General features: G+C 60.3%; 11 protein-coding genes and 1 riboswitch. Of the genes, 5 read left to right on the top strand and 6 right to left on the bottom strand.

Going from position 1 to position 12,089, the window contains the following annotated elements; translation table 11 throughout:
- Positions 1-98: 98 nt before the first annotated feature.
- A complete protein-coding gene (locus AC245Y_RS11890) occupies positions 99-866 on the top strand; it encodes an SDR family oxidoreductase (protein WP_026157379.1) in 768 nt (255 codons plus the stop codon).
- Between the two features lie 229 nt (positions 867-1,095).
- Here AC245Y_RS11890 and ribB read toward each other — a convergent pair whose 3' ends face one another.
- The 6 genes from ribB to AC245Y_RS11860 all read right to left on the bottom strand — a co-directional run bounded on the left by ribB (position 1,096) and on the right by AC245Y_RS11860 (position 7,606).
- Positions 1,096-1,731 (bottom strand): 3,4-dihydroxy-2-butanone-4-phosphate synthase, encoded by a 636-nt coding sequence (ribB, locus tag AC245Y_RS11885; protein ID WP_012757739.1) that lies wholly within the window; start codon positions 1,729-1,731, stop codon positions 1,096-1,098.
- Between the two features lie 126 nt (positions 1,732-1,857).
- Positions 1,858-2,008, bottom strand: a riboswitch (FMN riboswitch).
- A gap of 195 nt (positions 2,009-2,203) precedes the next feature.
- On the bottom strand, positions 2,204-2,986 hold the full coding sequence (locus tag AC245Y_RS11880) for a glucose 1-dehydrogenase (protein WP_017994294.1): 783 nt from the start codon (positions 2,984-2,986) through the stop codon (positions 2,204-2,206).
- Positions 2,987-3,262: 276 nt separating this feature from the next.
- On the bottom strand, positions 3,263-4,051 hold the full coding sequence (locus AC245Y_RS11875) for an SDR family oxidoreductase (RefSeq protein WP_017994293.1): 789 nt from the start codon (positions 4,049-4,051) through the stop codon (positions 3,263-3,265).
- Between the two features lie 20 nt (positions 4,052-4,071).
- Positions 4,072-5,550, bottom strand: coding sequence for a sugar ABC transporter ATP-binding protein (locus AC245Y_RS11870; protein ID WP_020486983.1), 1,479 nt, complete (start codon positions 5,548-5,550; stop codon positions 4,072-4,074).
- 28 nt (positions 5,551-5,578) lie between these two features.
- Entirely contained in the window at positions 5,579-6,508 is a 930-nt protein-coding gene (locus AC245Y_RS11865) for a sugar ABC transporter substrate-binding protein (RefSeq protein ID WP_017994291.1), read from the bottom strand.
- Between the two features lie 117 nt (positions 6,509-6,625).
- A complete protein-coding gene (locus AC245Y_RS11860) occupies positions 6,626-7,606 on the bottom strand; it encodes an ABC transporter permease (RefSeq protein ID WP_017994290.1) in 981 nt (326 codons plus the stop codon).
- A gap of 205 nt (positions 7,607-7,811) precedes the next feature.
- Here AC245Y_RS11860 and AC245Y_RS11855 point away from each other — a divergent pair, with 205 nt between their 5' ends.
- The 4 genes from AC245Y_RS11855 (at position 7,812) to AC245Y_RS11840 (ending at position 12,084) form a co-directional block, all read left to right on the top strand.
- A complete protein-coding gene (locus tag AC245Y_RS11855; protein WP_017994289.1) occupies positions 7,812-8,621 on the top strand; it encodes a transketolase in 810 nt (269 codons plus the stop codon).
- On the top strand, positions 8,621-9,577 hold the full coding sequence (locus tag AC245Y_RS11850; protein WP_017994288.1) for a transketolase family protein: 957 nt from the start codon (positions 8,621-8,623) through the stop codon (positions 9,575-9,577). The genes AC245Y_RS11855 and AC245Y_RS11850 overlap by 1 nt, the downstream gene beginning before the upstream one ends.
- A 68-nt stretch (positions 9,578-9,645) precedes the next feature.
- Positions 9,646-11,112 (top strand): FGGY family carbohydrate kinase, encoded by a 1,467-nt coding sequence (locus tag AC245Y_RS11845; RefSeq protein ID WP_017994287.1) that lies wholly within the window; start codon positions 9,646-9,648, stop codon positions 11,110-11,112.
- Positions 11,113-11,133: 21 nt separating this feature from the next.
- On the top strand, positions 11,134-12,084 hold the full coding sequence (locus tag AC245Y_RS11840; RefSeq protein WP_017994286.1) for a sugar-binding transcriptional regulator: 951 nt from the start codon (positions 11,134-11,136) through the stop codon (positions 12,082-12,084).
- The last annotated feature ends 5 nt before the right edge of the window (positions 12,085-12,089 follow it).

Below are 12,089 nucleotides of genomic sequence, written 5' to 3'. Positions count from 1 at the left end.
GGCCATAGGCGTTTTTCTCGTCCTGCGCGGGAAACGGGTGGCTGCATCGCATGATGTTTGAGCATGTCAAATCTGGCAACAAACCAGGAGAGACCGATATGACACTTCTCAACGACAAGATCGCCATCATCACCGGCGCAAGCTCAGGCATCGGCCGCGCAGCGGCGAAACTCTTTGCACGGCAAGGTGCCAAGCTCGTGGTCACCGGCCGGCGACAAGACGCGCTCGACGCCGTCATCGCGGAAATTGAGGCGGAGGGTGGGCAGGCCGTCGCCATATCAGGCGATGTCAGGGACGAGGCGCTCCAGGAAAGGCTTGTCGAAACGGCAGTCTCGCGTTTCGGCCGGCTCGACATCGCCTTCAACAATGCCGGCATCATCGGTGAGATGGGGCCGGTCGCCGGGCTGTCGGTGGAGGGCTGGCGCGAGACGATCGAGACCAATCTCACCGCCGCCTTCCTCGGCGCCAAACACCAGTCGGCGGCGATGGGGAAAGGCGGCGGATCGCTGATCTTCACCTCGACCTTTGTCGGCCACACCGTCGGCATGCCTGGCATGGCCGCCTATGCGGCGAGCAAGGCGGGGCTGATCGGCTTCGTGCAGGTGCTCGCCGCCGAACTCGGAGCGCAGAAGATCCGCGTCAACGCGCTGCTTCCCGGCGGCACCGACACGCCCGCCAGTATCACCAACGCGCCTGATGCCACGCCGGAGGTGCTCGCCTTCGTGGAGGGGCTGCATGCGCTGAAACGCATGGCGCAACCCGACGAGATCGCCAATGCGGCGCTTTTCCTCGCCTCCGACATGTCGAGCTTCGTGACCGGCACGGCGATGCTGGCAGATGGTGGGGTTTCGATCAGCCGAACATAGGGGCAGGAAATAGGGTGTGCTGTGGCAACCAGCCGTGCGCGTCTGGGACCCAGCCACCCGCCCTCGTCCTTCGAGGCTGCGGCCTGCGGCCTGCGTGCCTCAGGATGAGGGCTGGTCCGTGTGCCATGCCGCTGCGCTTCCCGTTGAACCAGGTCGCAACCTCTCTCCAGCCTCATCCTGAGGTGCCCCGCAGGGGCCTCGAAGGACGGGGCTGGCCGCTTTGCGCAGATCAGGCGACTTCGCGTATGTCTTTTGCCGCCTGGCGGTCGAGATAGGCGACCAGGTCCTCGATGGTGACGAGGGGGAGGTTGTGGCGTTCGGCGAAGAGCGTGAGTTCGGGCAGGCGGGACATGGTTCCGTCGTCGTTGGCGACTTCGCAGATGACGCCGGCGGGGATCCGTCCGGCGAGGCGGGCGAGATCGACGGCGGCTTCGGTGTGGCCGGGGCGGCCGAGCACGCCGCGGGGGTTGGAGCGCAGCGGGAAGATATGGCCGGGGCGGGCGAATTCGGCGGGCTTTGCGCGATCGTCGACCAGGGCGCGGACGGTGGCGGCGCGGTCGGCAGCCGAGATACCGGTCGTCGTGCCCTTGAGATAATCGACCGAGACCGTGAAGGCGGTTTTGTGCGATTCCGTGTTGTTGGGCACCATGAGCGGAATATCGAGCGCATCGAGACGCTCGCCTTCCATGGCGATGCAGACGAGTCCACGGGCGTGGGTCATCATGAAGGCGATTGCCTCAGGGGTGACGGCATCGGCCGCGACCACGATATCACCTTCATTTTCCCGGTTCTGGTCGTCGACGACGACGACCATCTTGCCGCTGGCAATGGCTGATATGGCATCTTCGATTGTTGCGATAGTCATGCTGTCTGGCCTTTCAAGGGTTATGTCAGCTGACTGACATGGTCTGCTCGGCTCAGTCCGTGAGCGAGCCTTCTGCCCTTGGGCGAACAAACGTCGGCCGACTCCGGGATGGAGTGCGACTGCCCGTGTTGTCCTCTTCCATCCGGACTATACCGTCGGCTCCGGCATCTCACCGGATCTGCTGACCTTCCGACAGGAGGTGCCGGAAGCGCTCGCGGGCTCCAGGATTGCTCCTGATACCGCCGGTGGGGAATTACACCCCGCCCTGAGAACACTTCAAAGATAGGATCAAAAACAGGCGGATGGCAAGGTCACTCGACCAGGCAAAAATGCAAAGCTGCCCTGACGCCGATGGACACACTGTTCACACGGAGGCGACGACCGTGTCGCCTTCCGCACTTCGCTGGTGGTTTGCTCTTTGTTCGATGCATGTCGTTGTCCCAAAACCGCTACGCAATTTTGGGCGCCTGCATCAGGACATGATCAGGCCGCCGTCGACATTGATCGTCTGGCCGGTGATATAGGCGGCGTCATCGCTGGCGAGGAAGGTCACCAGGCCTGCGACATCTTCCCCAGAGCCGGCCCGTTTCATCGGGATGCCCTCGACCCATTCCTTCATCAGCTCGCCGGGGGCGTAGTTGCCGAGCAGCTTGCCCCAGGCCTGGTCGTTATAGGCCCACATGTCGGTCTCGATGATGCCGGGGCAGAAGGCGTTGACGGTGATCTTCTCGGTCGCGACTTCCTTGGCCAGGCTCTGGGTGATGCCGACGACCCCCATTTTCGAGGCGGCATAATGCGGGGTGTAGATGAAGCCGTCGCGCGCCTGGCCGGAAGCGGTGTTGATGATGCGGCCGCCGCGCTTGTGCTTGCGCATTCGTGATATTGCCTCCTGGGCGCAGAGGAAGACGCCCTTGGTGTTGACGGCCATGACCTTGTCCCACTCGTTTTCGGTCAGGTCCTCGACGCGGGCGATGGTGATGACGCCAGCATTCTGGATCGAAACGTCGACCGAGCCGAATTCCTTCTCGGCGGCATCGTAGAGGGCGGTGACGCTTGCCTTGTCGGTGACATCGCCGATGAAGGAGATCGCCTTGCCGCCTTCGGCCCGGATCTGTTCGGCGACGCCGTGGACCAGGTCCTCATTGGCCGAGACGACGAGATTGGCGCCTTCTTTCGCGAAGCGTTTGGCGATCGCCGCTCCGATGCCGCGGCTACCCCCGGTAATGACGACAGTCTTCTGCTCAAAGCGTTTCATGCTCTTTCCTTGTCCGTCGATAAACAGCAAATCTGGGTGCGACCTACCATGCGATCATTATTGGAGATCAAACGGTTGTCGCGAATTCAGGCAGTCTAGAGCGCCGATGACGATCCGAGCCCTCGGTCCGTTCGACAACCCGTTCGATCAGCGTGAAGGGCGGGCAAGACGGCGATATCGCACGCCGTCTTGCCCGTTGGTCCCTTCAGCGCCTCGATCTCAGCCAGGGAGGAAGCGAGATCGGTCACTTTCCAGCAGCGGCAATGAGCTTTCTCATCACCAGCAGCAGAAACCGCCGTCGACGAGAAGATCGACGCCGGTCACGAAACTTGCTGCATTCGACAGCAGAAACACCGCCGGGCCTACCATCTCGTCCACCGCTGCCATGCGCTGCATCGGCGTCTGCTCTTCGAAGAGCTTGGTCTGGTGGACCATCTCCGGACGGGTGTTCATGGGCGTTGCCGTGTATCCGGGGGAGATGGTGTTGACGCGAATGCCGCGGTCGACCCATTCCATCGCCATGGACTTCGACATATGGATGACGCCCGCCTTGGAGGCGTTATAGTGCGCTTGGCTCAGCCCGCGATTTACGATCACGCCGGACATGGAAGCGATGTTGACGATGGAGCCGCGTCCATTCTTGAGCATGGCGCGGGCCTCGGCCTGGCAGGAAAGAAAGACACCTTTCAGGTTGATATCCATCAACGTCTGATATTGGTCCTCCGCCATCTCTTCCGCGGCGTTCGCGTTAGCGATGCCTGCCGCGTTGACTGCAAGCGTCAGCGTGCCGAGATCGGCTTCGGTCCGTGCTATTGCCTCTCCAAGGGAAGATTTGCTGGTGACATCCGCCGCGATCTGGATCGAGCGGCGGCCGGCGGCGCGAATATGTTCAGCCGTCTTGGCCAGCCCGTCGTCGGTTCGGCGGTCGAGCAGCGCCACGTCGGCGCCGCATTGCGCAAGGCCGATGGCAATGCGCTGCCCAATGCCGCTCCCGGCTCCTGTAACGATGGCAACCTGGCCGCTGAGATCGAAAAGCTTCGGGGCGTTCAGAGTGATGTCGGACACCGCTCTTCCTTTCTGTCTGTTTAGATGGTGGCTAGCTCCATGACCGAAACGTCATTTGCCTGGTCACGATTGAGAATGCCTGCCTGTTTGCCTTGCGCAAGCACGAGAATGCGATTGGAGACTCCGAGAACTTCCTCGAGGTCCGAGCTTACGACGATGACCGCCACGCCCCGTTTGGCAAGATTGACGATGATGTCGTAGATACCGGCTCGGGCGCCGACGTCGATGCCTCTCGTCGGTTCGTCGAGCACGACGACCTTAGGATCGCGCATCAGCCATTTCGCGATGACCACCTTCTGCTGGTTGCCGCCGGACAGGTCCGAGGCATATTGCTCCGCACGGCCCTTCACGCCGAACTTGGCCACTGCCTTCTCCGCAAACGAGCGCTTGACGCTCGGCGTAATCCAACGCCCGCCCAGCTTGTCGAGATTGGCGTAGATAATGTTCTCGCCGATCCGGTGCCCGACAACGAGGCCTTGCTCCTTGCGGTCTTCCGGAACCATCACGATGCCCTTGGCGATCGCGTCCGCCGGATCGCGCAGCCTGAGTTCTTCGCCTTCCAGCTTGATCGAACCTGCACTGATTGGGTCCGCGCCCGAAATGGCGCGGACAAGTTCCGTGCGGCCGGCGCCGACCAGTCCGGCGATTCCGAGAATTTCCCCGGCGCGCACATCGAAGGTAACGTCGCGGAATGAGTTGTCCGGCGAGCACAGCCCCGACACCTGGAGTACTGGATGCTCTGTCGGAACCGGCAGGGCAGGGAACAAGCGGTCAAGCGGGCGTCCGACCATGCTCTCGACGATCGTTCGCACCGGTGTCGCGCTGTCGGAGAATTCCTGCACGCGCTCGCCATCGCGAAGAACGACGATCCGATCGGTTATTCGCTTGATCTCTTCCATGCGGTGGGAAATGTAGACGATGCCGACACCTTCTGAGCGAAGCTTCCGAACCTGTTCGAAAAGAGCTTCCGTCTCCGCGCCGCCAAGGGCGGCCGTCGGCTCATCGAGGATCAGGAGCTTTGCATTGAGAGCCAGCGCCTTGGCGATCTCGATGAGTTGCTGATTTGCCGTGGAAAGGCCGGCGACCGTCCGCGTTGCAGGGATGTGAAGGTTCAAGCGAGCGAGCTGGTCCTGGGCCCGGCGAACCATCTGGGCGCGGTCGACGACGCCGTTCTTCATCGGCCAACGTCCGATGAAGACGTTTTCCGCGATCGACAGCTGCGGCAGAAGCTGCAGCTCCTGATGGATCAGGACAACGCCCTTGTCGATCGCTTCCCTTGGGGTGGCCGGGGCATAAGGCTGCCCCAGCCATGTCATTGATCCTTCGGACGGCGTGCGTGACCCGGCGATAATGCCCGATAGCGTTGACTTGCCTGCGCCGTTTTCACCGAGAAGTGCAACCACTTCGCCGGGATAAACGTCCAAGCTGACATTCTTCAGAACCTGGAGCGGCCCATACCATTTGGATATGCCCCTCAGGGAAAGAACTGGATCAGTCACGGCACACCTCCTCAAGACATCAACTTCATTACGGATGGTTGGCGATGAAGCCTGCGACGTTTTCCTTGGTTGTCAGCGTGGCATCCAGGAGCTGGACCGGCGGCACCTTTTCTCCGGCGACAAGCTTGGCGGCGTTTTCAACCGCGTCGCGGCCCATCTTCTGCGTCTGCTGGGTCGCCGTTACGTTGAAGACACCCTTGCTGAGCGCTTCGAGAGCTGCGGTGTCACCATCGAAGCCGCCAACCACGATCTTCTGGGAAGGATTGGCGACCTTGATCGCCTGCGCGGCGCCAAGGGCAAGGCCGTCGGCCTGGGCGAACACGATCGAAACGTCCGGATTTGCCTGCAGCATATTCTGCATGATCTGGAAACCTTCGTCCTGGCTCCAGATGTTCGAGAACTGCTCGGCGACAACCTTGACGTCCGGATATGCCTTGAGAGATTCAGCGCAACCCTTCGAACGATCGACTTCCGGCGTTGTGCCCTTCTGGCCGTGGATGATGACCATCTTCCCCTTGCCGCCGCCTTCCTTCAGAATGTAGTCGCACACGGCCTTGGCAGACGCGACGGAATCCGTTGCAAGGAAGGTATCGCCCGGTGCTCCCTCGGCGTTGCGGTCAACGTTCACGACCGGAATACCAGCGCTCTTCGCGAGCTTGACCGGAACGGTCGCAGCCGCCGCACCTGCCGGAATGTAGATCAGCGCGTCGATCTTCTGGGTCAGGAGGTCCTGGATCTGGTTGACCTGCGTCGGCCCGTCGCCCTTTGCGTCGACCGTGATGACTTCGATGCCGCGCTTCTTGGCTTCGGCTTCGACGGATTGTTTGATCTGGTTGAAGAAGTTTGCCTGAAGGTTGGCAACCGCCAAGCCGAGCTTCTTCAGTTCCGCCGCGTGTACTGGGCCGAGCATGAGACCGAGCAGGGCGGCAGACGCGAGCATGGTGCGCGCTATTTTCATTGTATTTCCTCCGTTGTTTGATGGAACCCTCGGGTATGTCCTCCCCCTCGGGGTATTGATCCGCCCCAAACCCTTGGAGCGGAATTCCTGGTCCGCCGACGCGGCGGACCCCGCTCGTCAGGCGCGACGCCGACGAATAGTCTCCGCGCCGACCGCGAGCACGATGACGATGCCGATGATCACTTGCTGCAGGAACGGCGAGACGTTGAGAAGATTGAGCCCGTTGCGAAGGACGCCGATGATAAGAACGCCGATCAGTGTTCCTCCGATACCGCCCGCCCCCCCCGAAAGCGAAGTCCCGCCGATGACGACTGCTGCGATGGTGTCCAATTCATAGCCCAGACCGCTGGACGGCTGGACGGAATCCAGCCTGGCGGCGAGTACGATGCCTGCGAGCCCCGCAAGGACTGAACTTGCGACGTAGACGCCAATCGTCACGAGCGGAACGTTGATACCCGCAAGGCGCGCGACTTCCGGATTTCCTCCCACCGCGTAGAGCATGCGACCTTCGGACCGGAAGTGCAGGAAAAGCCAGGCCGCAAGAACAACCGCAAGCATGAGAAACACAGTGGCTGTCAACACGCCGAAATGGCGATCGATTGCCAGCATCATGAACCAGTCGGGGAATCCGACGATCTGCTGGCCGTCCGTGATCATATTTGCGACGCCGCGAGCCGCGGACATCATCGCAAGAGTGGCAATAAAGGCTGGAACCCTGAACTGCGTCACCAGAAGTCCGACGATCAGGCCCGAAATGCCCGATGCGACCAGAGCAAAAACGATCCCGACCGGCAGCGGTAGGCTGGCGACATTCGCAGTCCAGCCCATGACCATCATCGCAAGAGCGAGTGCCGAGCCGACGGAAAGATCGATGCCGCCGATCAGAATGACAAAGGTCATTCCGACAGCCATGATGCCGAGGACAGTGATCTGATCGAGGATGTTGAGACCGTTCCGAACCGAAAGAAACGTGTCGGTGCTGAGGCTCAGGAAGACGCAAAGCAAGAGCAGCCCCACGAGCGGGCCGGTGGCTCCCTTGAGCTTGCTCAACCAGGCGCCGGACGAAAGCCCGTGTTCATTGATATCGAGCGCCACCATTGTTCCTCCCTATGCCTAGGCTGATTGCTAATTCATTCTACGAATAAATATTCACTGATGCTGGAAAATTCATTAACAAGTTGCTTTCCGGCTGTCAACAGGATTTCTAGACTTGCAACTGTTGGTGTAGCACTTAAAGGACTTGACTAATCGGTGTCTTGTGCAAAAATATTGATAATTGAATATTTATGCATGAGAGGAATCCATGAATACGACAGAACTCGAGCGGGTCGCTCGCGAGATCCGATTGCGCGATCTCCAGGCGGTCTTTGAAGCGGGCGCCGGCCATATTGGCGGGGAAATGTCGGTCATCGACATTTTGACTGCCCTCTATTTTCGTGTGCTGAATGTCTGGCCCGATCAGCCGAAGCACCCCGGTCGCGACAGGTTCGTTCTTTCGAAGGGACATACTGCATGCGCTCTGTATGTGACGCTCGCAAAACGCGGCTTCATCCCGGAGGAAGAGATTTCCACCTTCTTGCAGCCGCATTCGAGGCTGAACGGGCATCCAAATTGCAACAAGGTTCCTGGCGTCGAAACGAATACCGGGCCGCTCGGCCACGGTCTTCCAGTCGCAATAGGAATGGCAAAAGCCGCCAAGCTCTCAGGCGCGAAATATCACACCTATGTCGTCACCGGCGACGGTGAGATGCAGGAGGGTTCCAACTGGGAAGCGATCATGGCGGCCGCGCAGTTCAAGCTCGATAACCTGACGCTGGTGATCGACCACAACAGGTTCCAGCAGGGCGCCGCCCTGGCGGAAACCAACGATCTCGCCCCGCTTCGTCCGAAGCTTGAAGCTTTCGATTGGGAAGTCACCGAGATCAATGGGAACAATATGAGCGAAGTCGTTTCAGCCCTCGAACACCGGGGATCGAGACCGCATTGCATCGTGGCCCACACCAACAAGGGGCATGGAATCTCGTTCATGCAAGACCGAGTCGACTGGCACCACAAGGTACCGAGCAAGGAACAATACGAAATCGCATTGGCAGAATTGTCGGAGGCAGTGTAATGAACGCGTCAATAAACGCATCCAAGCTCTACGATTGCCGCGACGCATTCGCCACCACGCTTGAGCGGCTGGCAGCCGAAAACGAAACGATCGTTGCCGTCTGCAACGACTCCGTGGGCTCCTCCAAGCTCGGCGGCTTCAAGGCGAAATTTGGAGAGCGCCTCGTCAATGTCGGCATCGCCGAGCAGAACATGGTGGGGGTTGCAGCAGGCCTCGCCAATGGCGGACGCCTTCCGTTCGTGTGCGCCGCCGCTCCGTTTCTAACGGGACGGTCGCTGGAGCAGATCAAGGCCGATATTTCGTATTCGAATGCCAACGTCAAGCTGGTCGGCATTTCTTCCGGAATGGCGTATGGCGAACTCGGCCCGACCCATCACTCGATCGAAGACTTCGCCTGGACGCGGGTTCTGCCTAATCTTCCGGTCATTGCGCCTTGTGACCGCATCGAAACAGCTGCTGCGGTTGAGTGGGCCGCGGCCTATAACGGCCCCTGTTTCCTGCGTCTGTCTCGCGTAGGTGTGCCTGATCTCCTTCCGGAGGGTCACAAGTTCGAACTTGGCAAGGCAAACCTCCTTCGCCAGGGTTCCGACGTCACCCTTATCGCAAACGGCACTTTGACTCATCGAATCTTAAAGGCCGCCGAGATCCTCGCAGAACGCGGCATCAACGCCAGAGTGCTCAACCTTGCAACGGTTCGTCCGATCGACGAGGAGGCCATCATCGCCGCGGCGAAGGAAACCGGAGCGATCGTCACAGCCGAAGAGCATTCGATTTTTGGCGGGCTCGGTTCCGCGGTCGCCGAAGTGGTGGTCGACAATGCTCCGGTCCCGATGAAACGTCTCGGCGTTCCCGGCGTCTACGCTCCGACCGGTTCGGCAGAGTTCCTGCTCGACGAATTCGGGATGGCGCCGTCCGCAATCGCCGACGCCGCGCAGTCGCTGATCAGGCGCAAGTAAGTGGGATGACGTGATCAGCCCGGACGCTTTTTGTCGTCCCGGCTGCCGTCTGATCTGGGGAGGATAGAATGCGGGCAATTCTGGCAATTGACCAGGGAACCACCAATTCAAAGGCAGTTCTGGTTTCCGAAAAGGGAGAAATTGTTGGCAGAGGTTCGGCTCCAGTCGGCATCACCTATCCGAAACCCGGCTGGGTCGAACAAGATCCGCACCGGCTCTACGCATCCGTCTGCGAGGCGATCGACGCCTGCCTGAAGGCCACCCCCGACGTGGCTGTCGAGGCCGTGGCGATTTCCAATCAGCGCGAGTCAGTCACTGCTTGGGACGCCGAAACGGGAGAAGCACTTGGGCCGGTGGTAAGCTGGCAGTGCCGTCGAACGGCACAGGATTGCGAACGTCTCATTGCCGAAGGCCACCTTGACCGTGTGCAGGCGCTCACGGGCCTGCCGCTGGATCCGATGTTCCCGGGTTCGAAATTCCGATGGCTGCTCGACCGTATTCCGGCCGGGCGATCGGTGCGGCTGGGAACGGTCGACAGTTGGCTCGTCCACTGCCTGACCGGCGGGCGCCGGCATGTTTGCGACGCTTCGAATGCCGCCAGGAGCCAGTTGTTCGATCTCCTGGAGCAGAGATGGAGCGAGGAACTTGGCGAGATTTTCGGCGTGGATATCGCGCTCCTCCCCGAGGTACTCGACAGCTCTGCCGACTTCGGCAGGACGCAAGGGTTGCCAGGCGTGCCGGATGGAACTCCGATCATGGCCGTGATCGGAGACAGTCATGCTGCGCTGTTCGGTCATGGAGCATTCAAGCCGGGTGATGGCAAGGTAACCTTCGGAACCGGCTCGTCTGTGATGACGACGCTTTCGCGATTTATTCCTCCACGCAATGGCGTCACAACGACCGTCGCATGGCGCCTCCATGGAAAGCCGACTTTCGCTTTCGAAGGCAATATTCTCGTTTGCGCCGCCAGTCTCCCCTGGATGGCAGGCATTCTCGGCCTTTCGGACGTGGCGGCCCTTGTCGAACTTGCGGCGAGCGCCGAACCGGGCGGACCGGGCTTCGTGCCAGCATTCGTGGGACTGGGCGCACCCTATTGGAATTCCGACGCCCGTGCCCTGTTTTCCCAGATCAACTTCAATACGACACGTGCACAAATGGCGCGGTCGGTCACCGACTCGATCGCCCTCCAGGTGCACGACGTGATCGCCGCCATGCGAGCACAAAGCGGCGGCGAGCTCGGGGCGCTCTATGTAGACGGCGGACCGAGCCAAAACCGCTTCCTGATGCAATGTGTCTCGAACCTCATCGAACATCCCGTGATCCAATGCGAAGCACCCGAGGCGTCGGCTTTGGGGGCCGCATATCTCGCGGGTCTCTCACTTGGCCTGTGGAGCGATCTTCAGGTTATCGCAGAGCTGCCCCGCAGCTCACATATCATTGACCCGGAACCCGTGGATCGAGTGGTGCTTCTGGATACTTGGAATGATGCACTTGCCCGCTCGACGGCACGCGAAACAACGGCTAATGATGAATAAAAATTCACCCTAGGATTAGCGATGACTCGCCTCAATGAACTCCGCCTCATCTCACGGGTCGCCCAAATGTACCACTTAGAGGGACGGCGACAGGCGGAGATCGCAGAGCACCTTCGCCTGTCGCAGGCGACGGTGTCGCGCATGCTCAAGCGTGCCGAGGCCGAAGATATTGTGCGAACCAGCGTGACCCCTCCCGTTGGCACCTACAGCGAGCTTGAGAGCGCACTTCGCGAGAAATATGATTTGCCGGAGGCGATCGTCGTTGAGTGTACGGAAGATCGGGACGGAGCCATCATGGCCCGTATCGGAGAGGCAGCGGCTCATCTCTTGGAGGTAACGCTAGCGCCAGGGGAGATCATCGGCGTTTCGAGTTGGAGCCAGACCATCTCCAAGATGGTCGAGAACATTCATCCCCTGAAGAGCGCTCAGGCGAAATACGTCGTCCAAACCCTTGGAGGCATGGGCGATCCTTCAGTGCAGACGCATGCGACGCAGCTTACGACGCGGCTTGCTCGGCTGACTGGCGCTGAGCCAAAACTGCTCGCTGTGCAGGGCGTTACGACGTCCAGAGAGGCAAAATTTCTTATGCAGGCCGATCCATACGTTCGGGAGACGATGGACTTGTTCGGCAGCATAACGCTTGCGATCGTCGGAATCGGAGCAGTCGAACCGTCCGAACTTCTCGCACGGTCCGGCAACATCTTTTCGTCTCGCGAACTCTCTGATCTCGCGGAAGCGGGAGCCGTCGGCGATATCTCGCTTCGCTTCTTCGATAAAAACGGCAAGCCGGTCAAGACACCTCTGGACGACCGAGTCATAGGGCTTCCACTCGAGGATCTCGAACGGGTGGACCGGGTCATTGCTCTTGCCGGCGGGTCCAAAAAGACTGACGCGATTGCAGGCGCGCTCCGTGTGGGGGTCATCGACATGCTTGTTACGGACAAGTTTACCGCGCAGCGATTGATCAACTGATGAGG

It is taken from the genome of Rhizobium sp. SRDI943 (genome assembly GCF_057653695.1).
This window is presented reverse-complemented; position numbering and strand designations above follow the sequence as displayed.